Source organism: Halodesulfurarchaeum sp. HSR-GB (assembly GCF_031432215.1).
GTDB lineage: Archaea > Halobacteriota > Halobacteria > Halobacteriales > Halobacteriaceae > Halodesulfurarchaeum.
In genome coordinates, this window is sequence record NZ_JAVKGN010000001.1 from 602,783 (window position 1) to 616,763 (window position 13,981).

At 65.4% G+C, this 13,981-nt stretch carries 21 protein-coding genes; 5 read left to right on the forward strand and 16 right to left on the reverse strand.

Annotation, left to right across the window (positions count from 1 at the left end; genetic code table 11):
* Positions 1-46: 46 nt before the first annotated feature.
* Positions 47-529 carry a hypothetical protein gene (locus RH831_RS03195; protein WP_310552829.1) on the forward strand — a complete coding sequence of 161 codons (483 nt, stop codon included), beginning with the start codon at positions 47-49 and terminating at the stop codon, positions 527-529.
* On the opposite strand, the gene RH831_RS03200 is transcribed toward RH831_RS03195, so the two are convergent.
* From RH831_RS03200 to thpR, 7 genes are read right to left on the reverse strand one after another with little or no spacing between them, the layout of a single operon-like run.
* Positions 523-753 carry a hypothetical protein gene (locus tag RH831_RS03200; protein WP_310552830.1) on the reverse strand — a complete coding sequence of 77 codons (231 nt, stop codon included), beginning with the start codon at positions 751-753 and terminating at the stop codon, positions 523-525. The genes RH831_RS03195 and RH831_RS03200 overlap by 7 nt on opposite strands.
* A gap of 41 nt (positions 754-794) precedes the next feature.
* The gene (gene ftsY / locus RH831_RS03205; RefSeq protein WP_310552831.1) at positions 795-1,805 is read right to left on the reverse strand and encodes a signal recognition particle-docking protein FtsY; all 1,011 of its coding nucleotides are present in this window, start codon (positions 1,803-1,805) and stop codon (positions 795-797) included.
* 1 nt (position 1,806) lies between these two features.
* The gene (gene pfdA / locus RH831_RS03210) at positions 1,807-2,256 is read right to left on the reverse strand and encodes a prefoldin subunit alpha (protein WP_310552832.1); all 450 of its coding nucleotides are present in this window, start codon (positions 2,254-2,256) and stop codon (positions 1,807-1,809) included.
* A gap of 45 nt (positions 2,257-2,301) precedes the next feature.
* The gene (locus RH831_RS03215) at positions 2,302-2,970 is read right to left on the reverse strand and encodes a translation initiation factor IF-6 (RefSeq protein WP_310552833.1); all 669 of its coding nucleotides are present in this window, start codon (positions 2,968-2,970) and stop codon (positions 2,302-2,304) included.
* A 2-nt stretch (positions 2,971-2,972) separates the two neighbouring features.
* Positions 2,973-3,254, reverse strand: coding sequence for a 50S ribosomal protein L31e (locus tag RH831_RS03220; RefSeq protein WP_310552834.1), 282 nt, complete (start codon positions 3,252-3,254; stop codon positions 2,973-2,975).
* A 1-nt stretch (position 3,255) separates the two neighbouring features.
* Positions 3,256-3,408, reverse strand: coding sequence for a 50S ribosomal protein L39e (locus RH831_RS03225; RefSeq protein WP_070365836.1), 153 nt, complete (start codon positions 3,406-3,408; stop codon positions 3,256-3,258).
* A 20-nt stretch (positions 3,409-3,428) separates the two neighbouring features.
* A complete protein-coding gene (gene thpR / locus RH831_RS03230; RefSeq protein WP_310552835.1) occupies positions 3,429-4,019 on the reverse strand; it encodes an RNA 2',3'-cyclic phosphodiesterase in 591 nt (196 codons plus the stop codon).
* A gap of 54 nt (positions 4,020-4,073) precedes the next feature.
* On the opposite strand from thpR, the gene RH831_RS03235 reads away from it, so the two are divergent.
* Both RH831_RS03235 and RH831_RS03240 read left to right on the forward strand, forming a co-directional pair.
* Positions 4,074-4,811: a tetratricopeptide repeat protein gene (locus RH831_RS03235; protein WP_310552837.1), complete on the forward strand. Its 738-nt coding sequence runs from the start codon at positions 4,074-4,076 to the stop codon at positions 4,809-4,811.
* A complete protein-coding gene (locus RH831_RS03240) occupies positions 4,808-5,098 on the forward strand; it encodes a DUF424 domain-containing protein (protein WP_310552839.1) in 291 nt (96 codons plus the stop codon). The genes RH831_RS03235 and RH831_RS03240 overlap by 4 nt, the downstream gene beginning before the upstream one ends.
* Here RH831_RS03240 and RH831_RS03245 read toward each other — a convergent pair whose 3' ends face one another.
* Positions 5,099-6,118 carry a lysylphosphatidylglycerol synthase transmembrane domain-containing protein gene (locus RH831_RS03245; RefSeq protein ID WP_310552841.1) on the reverse strand — a complete coding sequence of 340 codons (1,020 nt, stop codon included), beginning with the start codon at positions 6,116-6,118 and terminating at the stop codon, positions 5,099-5,101. It lies immediately after the preceding gene.
* Positions 6,119-6,176: 58 nt separating this feature from the next.
* Positions 6,177-7,052 (reverse strand): hypothetical protein, encoded by an 876-nt coding sequence (locus RH831_RS03250; RefSeq protein ID WP_310552842.1) that lies wholly within the window; start codon positions 7,050-7,052, stop codon positions 6,177-6,179.
* Between the two features lie 123 nt (positions 7,053-7,175).
* Here RH831_RS03250 and RH831_RS03255 point away from each other — a divergent pair, with 123 nt between their 5' ends.
* Positions 7,176-8,423: a cysteine desulfurase gene (locus RH831_RS03255; protein WP_310552843.1), complete on the forward strand. Its 1,248-nt coding sequence runs from the start codon at positions 7,176-7,178 to the stop codon at positions 8,421-8,423.
* Between the two features lie 52 nt (positions 8,424-8,475).
* Entirely contained in the window at positions 8,476-8,895 is a 420-nt protein-coding gene (locus tag RH831_RS03260; protein ID WP_310552844.1) for an iron-sulfur cluster assembly scaffold protein, read from the forward strand.
* 4 nt (positions 8,896-8,899) lie between these two features.
* On the opposite strand, the gene RH831_RS03265 is transcribed toward RH831_RS03260, so the two are convergent.
* The 7 genes from RH831_RS03265 to htpX form a co-directional block, all read right to left on the reverse strand.
* Positions 8,900-9,322, reverse strand: a complete 423-nt coding sequence (locus RH831_RS03265; RefSeq protein WP_070365828.1) for a DUF1641 domain-containing protein — start codon at positions 9,320-9,322, stop codon at positions 8,900-8,902.
* The gene (locus RH831_RS03270; RefSeq protein WP_310552845.1) at positions 9,323-10,462 is read right to left on the reverse strand and encodes an FAD/NAD(P)-binding oxidoreductase; all 1,140 of its coding nucleotides are present in this window, start codon (positions 10,460-10,462) and stop codon (positions 9,323-9,325) included.
* Position 10,463: 1 nt separating this feature from the next.
* Positions 10,464-10,703 (reverse strand): sulfurtransferase TusA family protein, encoded by a 240-nt coding sequence (locus tag RH831_RS03275; protein WP_070365826.1) that lies wholly within the window; start codon positions 10,701-10,703, stop codon positions 10,464-10,466.
* A gap of 15 nt (positions 10,704-10,718) precedes the next feature.
* A complete protein-coding gene (locus tag RH831_RS03280; RefSeq protein WP_070365825.1) occupies positions 10,719-11,117 on the reverse strand; it encodes a DsrE family protein in 399 nt (132 codons plus the stop codon).
* Positions 11,118-11,267: 150 nt separating this feature from the next.
* A complete protein-coding gene (gene radA / locus RH831_RS03285) occupies positions 11,268-12,302 on the reverse strand; it encodes a DNA repair and recombination protein RadA (protein WP_070365824.1) in 1,035 nt (344 codons plus the stop codon).
* Between the two features lie 127 nt (positions 12,303-12,429).
* On the reverse strand, positions 12,430-13,026 hold the full coding sequence (locus RH831_RS03290) for a PspA-associated protein PspAB (protein WP_310552846.1): 597 nt from the start codon (positions 13,024-13,026) through the stop codon (positions 12,430-12,432).
* A gap of 1 nt (position 13,027) precedes the next feature.
* Positions 13,028-13,909 (reverse strand): zinc metalloprotease HtpX, encoded by an 882-nt coding sequence (gene htpX / locus RH831_RS03295; protein ID WP_310552847.1) that lies wholly within the window; start codon positions 13,907-13,909, stop codon positions 13,028-13,030.
* Positions 13,910-13,981: the final 72 nt, after the last annotated feature.

Below are 13,981 nucleotides of genomic sequence, written 5' to 3' on the forward strand. Positions count from 1 at the left end.
CACGGGGGAGGGGCCGACTTATCCGGCTGTACGTCGAAGGCAGGGTGTGTCACAGACGCCGGTCTTCGTCACGCGCCCGCTGCTCGCGGTGCTGCTCGAACTGGCGGCCGACGCGAGCCCAGAATCGGTGACCGTCTCGCTCTCGGCCACTGCGGCCGCCGATTTGGATCCCCAGTCGGCCCCTGCGGAGCGAGCCAAAAGCGACGGGCCGGTTCGCCGACTTGACGATCTCGAGCCCGACACGCCGGTGTTCTCGGACTTTTACTTCCCCGACGTGGGCAACGCGTTGGAGTTCGTCTTCGGCGTCGATCTCGGGACCCCGGCCGGGCAGACACAGGCCCGCTTTCTCTCCCATCCCGACGGGAACCCGGAGTTGAGCATGCGGGACGATCTGCACGCGACGGTGCTGGTGGCGGTGCCACCCTGGGAGCCGGCGAACGTCGTCGCCTTCGGTCGGAACGGGACGGAACGCTCGCTTGTCACCGTCGCGGCCGCGGCTCCCGAGACTGATTTCGACGCCGATTACTGATGGGTAAAGAGCATCGGCTTCTCCTCCGAGGTTCGGGAGACACAGATGTCCAGTGGCTCTGAGAGCTCCAGGCTCGTGCTCTCGCCGGTGACGATCACGAGGTCGGCGAAGGGTTCATCACACACCGGACAGGGGATCGAGGTGGTGTTCTGATAGCGCTTCATCGACTCGGTCTCCTCACGGGGCGTGAGGTAGCTGACGAGCTCGTCGTAGTCCTCGTCCATACAGGCCCCTCGTGGCCGACCCCGAAAGCGTTTCGGCCCGACTACTCGCCCAGCAACTCCTCGACCACCGCTTCCGGGTCGAAGGCCTGCAGGTCGTCATAGCCCTGGCCGGTGCCCAAAAAGAGGATCGGCGCGCCAGTGACCTTCGCGATCGAGATGGCCGCGCCGCCGTGGGTGTCGGCGTCGGCCTTCGTGAGAATCGCCCCGTCGATGTTCGCGGCGTCGTCGAACTCGGCCGCGCGGTTGACCGCGTCCTGGCCGGCGACGGCCTCGTCGACGAAGATGGTGAGGTCGGGTTCGACGACCCGGTCGATCTTCGAGAGCTGGCTCATCAGGTCGTCGCTCGTGTGCAGGCGACCGGCCGTGTCCCCGAGCACCACGTCGATGTCGTTGGCCGTGGCATACTCCACGGCGTCGTAGATCACGGCCGCGGGGTCGCCACCCTGTTCGTGGCTGATGAGCTCTCGATCCAGCCGGTCGGCGTGCACCTCGATCTGCTCGTTCGCGCCGGCGCGGTAGGTGTCCCCGTTCGCGAGCACCGAGGAGAACCCACGCGATTCGAGGTACTTCGAGAGCTTCGCGATCGTCGTGGTCTTCCCGACGCCGTTGACGCCGGTGAAGACGATGACGACCGGTTTGTCCGCCACCGCCAGTCGCTCGACGAAGTCGAACTGCCCCACCGAAACAACATCCAGCAGGGCCTCGCGCAGGGCGTCCTCGATCAAAGACTCCGTGCTGTCGGTGATCGTCTTCTGCTCGCCGACGAGTTCGGCCTCGATGCCGTCGAGGATCTCCTCGGCGACGTCCATCTCCACGTCGTTTTCCAACAGTGCCATCTCGAGGTCCCAGAGCGGGCCCTCGAGGTCCTCGGCGTCGAGGATGACCTTGCCGGTCGCCAGTGATTTGGCTCGGTCAGTAAACGAGGGATCCGCCGACTCCTCGGCGGCTGCTTCGGGGGCCTCCGAATCGGCCTGGGCGTCCGCTTGCTCCTCGGCGACGTCCGCGGCATCCTCCCGGAACGCGCCCAGCTTCTCCTTCAGCCCGTCGAACATCCTACTCCTGCTGGTCGCCCTGCATCTGGGCCTGCTGCTGGAGCATCTGCTGTTGGGCCTGCTGGGCCTGCTGTTCGAGCTGTTGCTCCTGCTCGTCGAGTTCGGACTCCTCCTCCCGGAGCTCCTCGATGCGCTCGTCGAGCCGTTCCTTCTTGGTTTCGAGGGTTTCTGCGGCCTGCTCGCGGTCCTCGGTCGCCGCGAAGTTCGCCCCAAGCGAGACGACGATCTCGTCGGCGTCCTCGATCGTGGCGCGGACGAAGGCGTCCCCGCCCAGCGGGACGTGGACCGTCCCACCAGTTTCGAGCACGTCGAGGCCTTCGATGGCCTCGTCGATCTCGCCCTTCTCTTCTTCGAGTGATTCGACTTCCGCTTCGAGTTCTTCACGTCGCTCCTGCAGTGCCTCCATCTCCTGCTGAAGCGCCTGAAGCTGACCGCCGCCTCCCATACTCATGCTCGAAAAGGGGGTTTTGCGTCGGAAGTATCTTCCTACTCGGGACTACGCGTCGATGTAGCCCAGCGCGTCCTCGATGCGGCCCAGTTCCGGGCCCGTGGTGTCCTGGCCGACCACGTATCCGGCCGCGTTGGCGACGAGGCCCGAGCCGACGAGCTGGCCGCCGTAATTGACCGTGCCCACATCCGCCGGCACCGAGAGGGCGGCTTCCACGGCATCGAGTTCCGCGTCGGTCGACTGTGGGTGACAGAGTACGCCGCGATTTGTCGCCACGGCGGCGGTGCCAACCGTCGCGACGCCGCCGAGTTCGCCCCGTTCGACGGGTACCTCGAGGGTCGCTTCGACGATTTCGGCCGCCGCCGCTGGGAGTTCAGGGTGGATGTACGCACCGTGGTCGTTGGCGAGGATCACGTTCCCGGCGGCGTTGATCCGACCCGGGAGTCCTGCGACCGGGAGCCCCGTTTCCTCGGTGAGCCGGTCGCGCTCGCGCTCGGTCACGCGATCGCTGACGACGATGCCGTGTCGATTCGCCACGAGGAGCGTCCCGACGGTACCGGCCCCGTCGATCGTGGTCTCGATGACCGGCACTGCAAGCTCCTCGCGGACGGGGTCGATGATCTCCGCGTCGAGGTCCGGTCGCACGACGGCGAACTCGTCAGTCGCGGCCAGGTAGACCCCGACGTACGACGACCCGTAGAATGCAGTGCGAAGCACTCTCAGGACTCGGCGTGTTCGGCCTCGACCACCGCGCTACCTTCCTCCTCGAAGCGGGCCGCTCGGACGCGGACCTTGCTCGGCGGGTTGGCACGGCCACGGGCCCAGACGGCCTCGTTGATCGATGGGTCCAGCCGGACCGCGTCCGTCTCGACCTTGAAGTGGGTGGCGAGGTGTTCGCGCACGAAGGACATGGCCTTGTCCCCGCGCTCGCTCTTGGACGACGCGTTGACCTTGCGGAGGGGCACCGTGACGATGCGCTCCTCGAAGTCGCTCGCGCTCATGTTACTCGTCCGTGTCGCTTCGCCGCCAGTGGCGACGCTGCGGGTTGCGCTGGGTTTCCTGGTCGGTCTTCATGATGACCCAGGCCGGGACCCGGCTGTTCTGCCGGTCCAGCTTGGCCAGTCGCTTTTTCTTGGCCTTCGTCTTCTTGCTCATGGTGGGCTGAGATACTGTCTCTACTCCTTAAAACGTTGTCCGTTTCCCGCCGCCCCGTCGAGGGCCACCCGCTCGACGGTCTCGTAGACTGGTCCCTCGCTGGTCAACCGGCTCTCGGTCAGGCTCACGGCTTCGACGGTCGTCGTCCCGATGGTCGGTTCTCGTTCGCTCACCAGCTGTTGGACCAGTTCCTTGCCACCGGCGTGTTTCATCCGCGCCAGCGTGACGTGGGGCGTGAAATCGTGTGTTTCGGGCTCGAAGCCCAACTCGATTAGTCCCGCTTCGATCGGGGCCTGTAACGTGCGGAACTGCTCGGCTCCCTGGCCCACCCCGAGCCAGAGGACGCTGATGTACTCCATGGAGGGAAACACGCCCAACCCCTCGAACGTGGCCTCGAAGGGGGCCACGTCGGCCGCTTCGACGGCGGTTTCGAGCGCGGCGGTGATCTCTTCGACCCGGTCGGGATCGGTGTCCCCGAGGAACTTCAGGGTGACGTGGGCCTGCTCGGGGTCGGTGAAGTCGAGTCCGGAGGCCCCTTCGAAGGCCGCCTGGAGGGCGGCGATCGGCTCGGCGAAGGCCGCCGGCAGGTCGACGCTGACGAACAGTCGCATAGCGGCGTTTCGCGGGCCGGTGGCCTTAACCCTCCGTCTCTCATATCCGACGACATGACTGAGGACGACGAGCGACACGAGTTCTCTTCGGGGCAGGGATTCGAGGAGCCCTACGAGGGCTTCGACCTGGACCCACCGGAACTCGACGTCGACGACCCCACCCAGGTCGACCCGGTAGACTCCCGGGCGCTCACGGACCTGCTCGATGACCGGAACATCGCCGCCGACGAGGTTGATGCCGATCAACTCATCGACGTCGGCATCGAGTACATGTCGATCAACCGCCACGAGCAGGCCGTCGAGACCTTCGAGCGGGCCGCCCGGTACGCCGAGGACGACACCCGCGAGGCAGAGGCCTGGGTCAGCAAAGGGATCGCCCACGGTGAACTCGAGGAGTGGGACGCCGCCGTCTCCGCCCATCGCGAGGCGTTGCACGTCGACGAGGACGGCGAGTTCGCCGCCCTGGCCCATACGAACCTGGCCTACGCGCTCTGGGAGCGCGGCGAGACCGAGCCCGCCTTCGAGCACGCCGAGGACGCCGTCAAGGCCGACCGACGGGTCCCGCAGGCGTGGTACAACCTCGGATTTATTCAGGTCGAGCAGGGTCGCCACGAGGACGCCCTGGAGTGTCTGGACAACGCGATCCGCCTGGGCTTTACCGAATCCGCCGTGTACGAGGAGAAGGCCCGGGCCCTCGAAGGCCTCGAACGCGACGAGGAGGCCGCCGAGATGCGCGAGACCGCAACGGAGATGCAGGAAGCCGAAGAGGAGCGCCTGGTCCAGCAGGAATGATCCTCTCGGAACGACGGACGGACCAGGGGCTGCTGGTCACGGTCTGTGACGCCGAGGTGCTGGGCGAGACCTTCGAGGACGGTTCGGTCTCCATCGAGGTCACCGAGGACTTCTACGGCGGTGAGCCAGTCGAGACCGAGACCGTCGTGGCGGCCCTCTCGCGGGCGACGATCGCGAACCTCGTCGGTCGGGAGTCAGTGGCCCTGGCCATCGAGGAGGGATTCGTCGACGAGGAGCGAGTCCTCGACGTGGGCGAGACCCGCCACGCCCAGTATCTCCGACTGTAGCTAATCTAACCGGGCCCGCGCACCCAGGGTGAGTGAGACGCCGCCGCCCAAAAGCGTGGGCAGCCAGTAGGTCGCCGCCCGGTGGAGCAACACGGCGGCGGTCGCCAGGCCGCTGTCGACCGGCGTCGTGGCCACCAAAAGCGCCACGAGTGTGGCCTCGATGCTCCCGAACCCGCCGGGGAGGGGCATGAAGCCGGCGAGTTTTCCGACCGGGATGACGATCAACAGCGTCGCGAGTGGGACTGGGCCGCCCAGGCCCCACAGCGCGACCGCGAGTGCCCCGACCTCGAAGAGCCAGCCGGCACTCGAAAAGCCAAGCGCCGTGACGAGGGTCACCCGGTTCGACGCCACCCGGCCCAGATCGGCCCTGAACGCGACATAGCGCTTCCGGGCCGCCTGCAGGAACCGGGAGGCGGCCGCCGGGAGCGCCTCGCCGAGTCGGTGGAGACCCCGCTGAATCGGGGACTCGATCCGTTCGAGAATCGACCGCCGATACCGCAGTCCGATTCCGGCCAGGGCCGTGAGCAGGGCCGCAATCCCGAACACGGCCAGCACGACCTGAGTCAGCTTGCGGTTCGGCGAGAAGACGGTGACGGTCAAAACGGCGCCGAAGACCGCGATCGAGATCGAGGTGAAAATGTGGGCCGCATCGACGGTCGCGATGGCCGCGAGCGCCGATTCGTAGCGCGTGTCGGTCACCCGGTTGATCACGTAGGCGGTTACTGGCTCGCCCCCCGCCTGACCGAACGGCGTGACGTTGTTCGCGAACATCGCCGAGGCGTACAGGGCGATCCCCTTGGGACGGCTGACGGACACGCCGAGAGATCCAAGGACCGTGCGAAGGGAGAGGCCCCAGGCGGCGACCTGCGCGAGCCCGAAGGCTGCGACCAGTCCGACCAGTTGGGGGTTCGCTGCCGAGAGGGCCTGTCCGATGCGTTCGATCCCGACGAAGGAGAGCAATACTCCCATCACCGCGAGCGAGCCGAGAAATCCGATGAACGCGACCTGCCGGCGTCTCACACTCGCTCACCACCGGAATCGAACCAGCCGGCGACCGCCCGCGGCCCCTCGATCGACATCACTCCACGCGAAGCCAGGGGACCTCGATCAGTGGCGGGATGTACGTCTCGATGTGATGCTCCCAGACGCCCTGCTCGCCGAAGGCCTCCCCGTGGTCGGCGGTCACGACGACCTCGCCGTCCAGTTCTTCGACGAGTTTCTCGACCTCCGCCAGGGCGAGTCGGAGGTTCCCCTCGTAGTACTCCCGGAGCGTGTCCTCGATGCCGCCGCTCACGAGGTCGGTGGCGCTCGCGGCGTCGAGTTCGACGAGCATCCCGAGTCGCTGGGCCAGTTCGCTGTCGCCCAGTTTCGGTTCGATCCAGCGCCGGAACCGTCCTCGCAGGGTCTCCGGGTCGGTCTCGCTTGCGTTGCCGCTCGCTGGCACGTCGTCGAAGCCGGCCTTGATCCGCTTCATCTTCCGGCCGGTCCCCTCCTGGATGAACGGGGCGTGGGGCTGGAGGTAGTGGACGACCAGGCGGCCGTCATACCCCTCGTTCAGATGTTTGCGAGCCGACTCGGTTACCGCTCCCGGCGTGACCGCACCGATGTCCTCGTCCCACTCCTCCTGCCAGAGGTCCACGATGGTGTCGATGTGCTCGGTGGCGGTCCACTCGTAGCCCGAGGAGGCCCCCCACTTGAGTTCGTTGAGCGGGATGCCCAGGCTGTTGATGAAGGGGTTCGCCGAGAGATAGGTCAACTCGTGGTTGCCGGTGAAGGTCTTGGTCGCCCATTCGGGCGTTGCAGAGCCCGGACTGCGGACTTTCGTCAGCTCGCCGTCCAGGTACTCCTCGTAGATCCGCTCGAAGGTGTCATAGCGGGCCGCGTCCAGCACGATGAGGTAGTCCCAGTCCGTTCCCACGACGTCCTGTTCCGGGAGTGTGTCGAGTTCGCTCATAGTAGTCTCAACGCGGCCTCGTTGGCCGAACTTCGCCACTCGGCGGGTAAAGTATTGTGATACGGGGATGTTCGCCCGAGCCCACCGGGAGACACTTGGGGATCGGTCCCCAATCGAGGCCCAATGACGGCCACGGAGCACCAGGGACTTGACGTCGAGGCCGTGCGCGCGGACTTCCCGATCCTCTCCCGGACGGTCGGCGAGGACACGCCACTGGTCTATCTGGACAACGCGGCGACGACCCAGTCCCCCACCTCGGTCATCGAGGCGATGAACGAGTACTACCGGACGTACAACGCGAACGTCCATCGGGGCATCCACCAGCTCTCGATGGAGGCCTCGATCGAGTACGAGGAGGCCCACGACCGGATCGCCCGCTTCATCGGGGCCGCGGGCCGCGAGGAGATCGTCTTCACGAAGAACACGACGGCGTCGATGAATCTGGCCGCCCAGGCCTGGGGTCGGGAACACCTCGAACCCGGGACCGCCGTGGTTCTCACGGAGATGGACCATCACGCCTCGCTGGTCCCCTGGACACAGATGGCCGAGCGGACCGGCGCGGAGGTCAGACACATCCCGATCGACGACCATGGGCGACTCGACCTGGAGCGGGCCGCCGAGTTGATCGACGACGACGTCGAGATGGTGAGTGTGCCCCACGTCTCGAACACGCTGGGTACGGTCAACCCGCTGTCCACGCTCGCGGATATGGCCCACGAGCACGACGCCCTGATCCTGGGCGATGGGGCCCAGGCCGTGCCGAACCGGCCGGTGGACGTGGCCGCCCTCGACGTGGATTTCTATGCCTTCTCCGGGCACAAGATGGCCGGCCCGACCGGCATCGGCGTGCTCTACGGCCGGGAGTCGTTGCTGGAGTCGATGGAGCCCTTCCAGTTCGGCGGCGGCATGATCGAGCGGGTCACCCTGGACGGGGCGACCTGGGCCGAACTGCCCTGGAAGTTCGAAGCCGGGACACCACCCATCGCCGAGGGGGTCGGGCTGGCCGAGGCGGCCGATTACCTGGATCACCTCGGGATGGACCGCGTGCAGGCCCACGAGGAGCAGCTCACCCAGTACGCCCACGAGCGGCTGGCGGAACGGGACGACGTGACGGTGTATGGGCCGCCGCCTGGTGAGGACCGTGGCGGGCTCGTCTCGTTCACCCTCGATGGGGTCCACCCACACGACCTCTCCTCGATCCTGAACGAGGCCGGCGTGGCCGTTCGGGCCGGCGACCACTGTACGCAACCACTGCATGACTGTCTCGGCATTCCCGCCTCGGCCCGGGCTTCCTTTTATGTCTACAACACCACCGAGGAGGTCGACGTGCTCCTTGAGGGTCTGGACACGGCCCGGGAACTGTTCGCGTAGATTCGGCCCTCCGTAGCACCCTTGTACCCCGCTCGCCTACTCCCGTGTAATCATGAGTATGGGATCGGACATGTACCGCCAGCAGATCCTGGATCACTACAAGAACCCCCGCAACTACGGCGAACTCGACTCCCCGACCTTCAGTCACCGGGGGTACAACCCCTCCTGTGGGGACGAGATCGAGTTCGACGTCGAACTCGCCGCGGACGGCGAGACCATCGAGGCGGCGACCTTCCACGGTGAGGGCTGTGCCATCAGCCAGGCCGCGGCGAGCATGCTCGGGGAGCGACTGCCGGGGATGACGCTCGCGGACGTCGAGGCGATGGATCGGGACGACATGACCGAGATGCTCGGCGGGGACATCAGCCCCATGCGGATCAAGTGTGCGGTGCTCGCGGAGAAAGTCGTCCAGGACGGTATCGAGATCTATCGCGGCGAGCGCGACCCGGAAACGACCGAAATCTCGGAGTAAGAGCCTAGGACTGCTCGTAGGCGTCGGCGCGGCGGTCGATCTGTCGACCGAGCGCGCCGAGGAAGGCCATCAGGAATCCGAGTCCCCGCTGGACGTCCTCGTCACGCATTTTCCGCATCGCGCCCATCATGCCGACCTTCTCGGGATCCTCGAAGGTGTCGGCCTCGTCCATCGCGTCCATCATGGCCTGGAGCGTGCGAATCGTGTTCGTCTGACTCGCGCTCCCGGCGACCAGGCCTAGGTCGTTCGCCAGCCCGGCGACCTCGACGACCATCTCGTCGTCGAGGGCGTCGGCCAGAAGCGAGATGGCCGTGGCCGCCTCGGTGAGGTCATCGAGTGTTCCGTCCTGCTGGAGTTCGACCATCGCGTCGGCCGCCTCCTGAATCGCTTCGGACTCGGCTTCGAGTTCGTCCATGTCGTCTCCCATTTACATCACCCCTCTGGCGGTGAGCCAGTAGGCCTCGTTGTATCCCAGTTTCGACCAGTGGAGGAAGCGGTTCTCGTCCCGCACCACGGGCTCGCGGTCGTACGCGAACTCGATGAAGGTGCCCTCCTCCGTGCCGGCCTCGATGAAACAGATCGTCTTGCCGTCGAAGGTGGCGGTGGGGACCTGTCCGCGGACCTCACTCGCGATCCGGGAGACCAGCGTGCCGGACGCGTAGTGGGCCACGCTGCCGGCCTTGCTGGTCGGGAGGTTGGTTACGTCGCCGATGCCATAGACGTCCTCGGCGTGGTCGGATTCGAGGGTGTGACGGTCGACTTCCATCCACTCCTCGCCGAGACCGGCGTCCTGCACGAGCGAGGACGCGGTGAACTCGGGGACCCCGACCATGAGGTCGAAGTCCAGTTCCTTGCCCTCGAGGGTCTCGATCGTGCCGTCCTCGACGCTGTCGACGTTGAAGAACGTCTCCGAGTCGATGTCACGCTCCTCGAAGCGTGGCACCATCCACTCCGCCGTGGGGCGAACCCCGTGGAGGCGCTGGATGGGGTAGGTGTACGTGATGTCGATGTCCTCGCGGACGCCGCGTTCCCGGAACCACTGGTCGACGATCATGGGGAACTCCACCGGCGCCGCCGGACAGACGTGTGGCGTGCCGATGACCGAGAGGACGAGATGCCCCTCGTCGAAGTTCGCCAGGGCCGTCCGGAGGTCCTCGGCGGCCTCAGGGCCGTAGAAGTGATGGCCCGGCTCGCCGTCCCCGAGCCCGGGTGTCTCCTCGGGCTGGGGGATCGCGCCGGTCGCCATCACGAGGTAGTCATACTCGAGTTCGGACCCGGCGGCCGTCGCGATGGACTTGCCGTCCGTGTCGATCTCGGTGACGTGTTCGTAGACCAGGTTCACCCGGTGGTCGACCAGGTCGACCAGCGGTCGGCTAGCGTCCTCGAGGGTCGCCTCCCCGAACGGCACGTACAGATACAGCGGCTTGTAGATGTGGTTCGGGTTGTCACTGACGATCGTGATCTCGACCTCGTTGGCCTCGACTTCCGGTTCGAGCTTCTCGGCCAGGCGGTTCGCGGTGATCGTGCCACCGCTCCCGCCCCCGACGATGACGATTCGCGCCGTCATATCAGGTCTTTTTCACGTAGATCGTGTAGTACTCCCCGTTATCGTCGATGTCGAGGAGTTCGTGGTTCGCCTCTTCGACCCATTCGGGGACGTCGTTCTTCGAGCCCTCGTCGCCGGTCAGCAGGGCCACGACTGTGCCCTCCTCGACGTCTTTGATCTTGCCGATCAGGTCCATGAGGGGGCCCGGGCAGGCCGAGCCGCGTGCGTCTACCGTTTCGTCAGCTTCGATGGATTCGCTCATTGTTGTGTTGTGTTGTTAGACGAAGATGATCTGTTTGTCTTGTGCGCGATTCAGGAAGCCGGAGACGCCCAGCGTGTCGTCAAAGACGTCGACGTAATCGTCGAGGTCGTTGCCGAGCACGTCCATGGCCATCTCACAGGCGTACACCGAGAGCGGGCCGATGGCCTTTGCCTTCTCCAGCTGCTCGGTGAAAAGCGGGCTCTGCTGGTCCTCGGCCGCCAGCATCGCTTCGGCGACCCGACCGCCTTCGAAGTCCAGGTTCTCGACCGTGTCCTTCTCGAAGGCGTTGAGTCCGTTCATCGTCACGAACACCTCGACGGGGACATCGGAGGAGGCAGCGACGCTTCCGATCATACTCACTGCCTGTACTCGCTCGAACTCCTCGGAGGCGAGGACGATTGCATAGCCGGTCATTCTGTTTTCACCACAGAGACCCTACGGGTGCGAGTGTAGTAATGCATTTTCATTCCAACATTGTAGGAACCCCCCGGCCATAGAGAAACCCTTTAGTATATCAAAACGGGTTGCCCGCCCGGAGCGAACTCGAAAACGGAGAAAACGGCGTTATTCGGGCTTGAGGCCCCCGTCTTCCACACGCATCACGGCCTCGCCGTCCGCGAGGTTTGGTGCGTCGACGAGTCGGACGATGCGTTTGTCCCCTTTTGACTTCCGGAGGTAGATCCGGAACGTGGAGGTGTGTCCCAGGATGTTACCGCCGATCGGCTTGGTCGGGTCACCGAAGAAGGCGTCGGGATTCGACTGAACCTGGTTGGTCACAAGGACGGCAGTATTGTAGAGATCCCCGATCCGCATCAGGTCGTGCAGGTGTTTGTTGAGCTTCTGCTGGCGGTCCGCGAGTTCTCCGCGACCGACGTATTCGGCCCGGAAGTGGGCGGTGAGCGAGTCCACGTTGAGCAGCCGAACCGGCCACTCGCTGTCCTCGGCCTCGGAGGCGACCTCCTTTGCCTTCTCGGCCAGCAGGATCTGGTGGTTGGAGTTGAAGGCCTTCGCGACGTGGATCTTGTCGAGGATGTCCTCGACTAATTCCTCCATCGCCGCCTCGTCGTCCGGTCCGCCCTCGATCTCGCGCTGTTCCATCGTCGCCTCGAGGGTGTCATCGGGCAGCCCCCGAACCATGTCGTCGATCCGCTCGGGGCGGAAGGTGTCCTCGCTGTCGATGAAGATCGCGCTGCCCGCGAGCCCCCCGTGTTCCTCGGGGAGCTGGACGTTCACGGAGAGCTGGTGGGTGATCTGGGACTTCCCGGACCCGAACTCGCCGTAAACCTCGGTGATGGACTGGGTCTCGCTGCCCCCACCCAGGAGCTCGTCTACTTCATCGACCATCCAGGAGAGCTTCCCGATTTGCTCGCGGCGTTCGAGAACGTCACTCCCGGTCTCGAAACCACCCACGTCGGCCTCCTCGCGGGCCGCGTTGATGATGTCCGCCGCCGTCGACTCGCCCACGTCGGCCGTATTCGACAGTTCGCCCGGGGAGGCGACCGCGAGTCCCTGGTAGGACTCGAACCCGGCGTCCTTGAGTTTGTCAGCTGTCGCCGGCCCGACTCCTGGCAGCTCCTCGAGATCCGCGTCACTTGCCATGCTCTTGGATTGCTCGGCCCGGGGGATAAACCCTCGTAAACACCAAAGTGAAAGTGAAATCGCCCGAGGGAAGTGTGACAGATCGAACCAAACGGGAACGTTTATCGGGAAAGAACGGGTCGGCCGGTCACTCCCAGGGATGGGCCCCCCGCCGGTCGGGCCAGAGTGGATACCAGTACTGGGTGTCTTCCTCCACGTCGAGTTCCTCGTCCATCACCGACTGGAGTTTGACCTCGCGGGCGTCGTCCCGCGAGGACGGGCCGCTGGGCACGAAGGGGTAAAACGAGCCACGACGGAAGGAGTAGATCCAGTACACGTCCTGGTCACCTGATTGGGGCTCGAAGTGAAAGACGGCGGCGAGGAGTCGGTCGCCGTAGCCCCGGTCGGCGAGCGTGTCGGCGGCCACGTAGATGTCGGCGACGAGTTCCTCGAAGCCGTCGCGGGTCGCCACGGCCCAGGTGTACCCGTGGTCGTCCTCGTGAACACTCGACCAGCCCGATCCCTCCAGGACGGCTTCGACGTCCCGCAGCGCGCCCTGGAAGTCCGTCGAGTCCATCGCCGAGAAGACCAGGCCGGCGGTGTCGCCGGGGTCATAATCCAGGTCGACGGTCATCGTGACCGAGGCCGCACTCAACTGGAAGAGATCGTCCGGGTCGGCGTCCCGGGTGGCATCCGCCTCGGCCTGGCTCCCGAAGAGCCGCCGAAATCTATCGAACAGGCCCATCTCAGGCCGTCTCCAGTTCCCGTTCGAGTTCGCGCAGCCGTTCGACCCGGTTCTCGGTGCTGGGGTGGGTGCTGAAGAGTTTGCCGACGATCCCGGCCTTGATCGGGATGATGAAAAAGGCGTTCATCTCGGCCTCGTCCCGGAGATCCTCCTTGGGAACCCGATCGATCCGGGTGTCTATTTTCAGCAACGCCGAGGCGAGTTTCGACGGCTTGCCGCTGATCATCGCGGCCCCGCGATCCGCCGCGTACTCGCGATATCGCGAGAGAGCCCGGATCAAAAGGAAGGAGATGATCCAGACCACGATGGACACGGCGATCGCCACGAAGACCGGGGCTCCCCCGCCCTGTCGGTTCCGGCCGCCGGCGAACAGCCACCCCCAGCGAACGACGATAAAGGCCATCGTCGAGAGGAACGAGGCGATCGTCATCACGGCCATATCGCGGTTCTTGATGTGGGAGAGTTCGTGAGCGAGGACTCCCTCTAGCTCGTCCTCGTCGAGGGTCTGCATGATCCCCGTCGTCACCGCGACGGCGGCGTGGTTCTTCGAGCGGCCGGTCGCGAAGGCGTTTGGCACCTGGGAGTCGACGACGGCCACTTTGGGCTTTGGCAGGTCTGCCTGCTGTGAGAGCCGCGAGATCGTGGCGTGTAGCTGTGGGTACTCCTCCTGGGTGACCTCTTTTGCGCCCATGCTCCAGAGGGTGAGTTTGTCGCTGAAGAACCACTGGACCAGCGAGAACCCGCCGAAGAAGAGCAACATCATGGTCGCGCCGCCGCCCAGATAGGCGGTGATCACGCCGGCGAAGACGATGTAGAGGGCAAACAGGAGGAACATCGTCACTCCCATTCGCAATCGCAGTCCCCAGTCCGATTTCCACTCCATGTGATCGGTGTTTGCACATCGAGGTAGAAACCCCTTCCGGCCCATCGCGGGCCACTTAACAGCCTCCACGGC

Coding starts and splice junctions, on each gene's coding strand:
- RH831_RS03200 (WP_310552830.1), bottom strand. CDS start 753: ATGGACGAGGACTACGACGAGCTCGTCAGCTACCTCACGCCCCGTGAG.
- ftsY (WP_310552831.1), bottom strand. CDS start 1,805: ATGTTCGACGGGCTGAAGGAGAAGCTGGGCGCGTTCCGGGAGGATGCC.
- pfdA (WP_310552832.1), bottom strand. CDS start 2,256: ATGAGTATGGGAGGCGGCGGTCAGCTTCAGGCGCTTCAGCAGGAGATG.
- RH831_RS03220 (WP_310552834.1), bottom strand. CDS start 3,254: ATGAGCGCGAGCGACTTCGAGGAGCGCATCGTCACGGTGCCCCTCCGC.
- RH831_RS03225 (WP_070365836.1), bottom strand. CDS start 3,408: ATGAGCAAGAAGACGAAGGCCAAGAAAAAGCGACTGGCCAAGCTGGAC.
- thpR (WP_310552835.1), bottom strand. CDS start 4,019: ATGCGACTGTTCGTCAGCGTCGACCTGCCGGCGGCCTTCGCCGAGCCG.
- RH831_RS03235 (WP_310552837.1), top strand. CDS start 4,074: ATGACTGAGGACGACGAGCGACACGAGTTCTCTTCGGGGCAGGGATTC.
- RH831_RS03240 (WP_310552839.1), top strand. CDS start 4,808: ATGATCCTCTCGGAACGACGGACGGACCAGGGGCTGCTGGTCACGGTC.
- RH831_RS03250 (WP_310552842.1), bottom strand. CDS start 7,052: ATGAGCGAACTCGACACACTCCCGGAACAGGACGTCGTGGGAACGGAC.
- RH831_RS03255 (WP_310552843.1), top strand. CDS start 7,176: ATGACGGCCACGGAGCACCAGGGACTTGACGTCGAGGCCGTGCGCGCG.
- RH831_RS03260 (WP_310552844.1), top strand. CDS start 8,476: ATGAGTATGGGATCGGACATGTACCGCCAGCAGATCCTGGATCACTAC.
- RH831_RS03265 (WP_070365828.1), bottom strand. CDS start 9,322: ATGGGAGACGACATGGACGAACTCGAAGCCGAGTCCGAAGCGATTCAG.
- RH831_RS03270 (WP_310552845.1), bottom strand. CDS start 10,462: ATGACGGCGCGAATCGTCATCGTCGGGGGCGGGAGCGGTGGCACGATC.
- RH831_RS03275 (WP_070365826.1), bottom strand. CDS start 10,703: ATGAGCGAATCCATCGAAGCTGACGAAACGGTAGACGCACGCGGCTCG.
- RH831_RS03280 (WP_070365825.1), bottom strand. CDS start 11,117: ATGACCGGCTATGCAATCGTCCTCGCCTCCGAGGAGTTCGAGCGAGTA.
- radA (WP_070365824.1), bottom strand. CDS start 12,302: ATGGCAAGTGACGCGGATCTCGAGGAGCTGCCAGGAGTCGGGCCGGCG.
- RH831_RS03290 (WP_310552846.1), bottom strand. CDS start 13,026: ATGGGCCTGTTCGATAGATTTCGGCGGCTCTTCGGGAGCCAGGCCGAG.
- htpX (WP_310552847.1), bottom strand. CDS start 13,909: ATGGAGTGGAAATCGGACTGGGGACTGCGATTGCGAATGGGAGTGACG.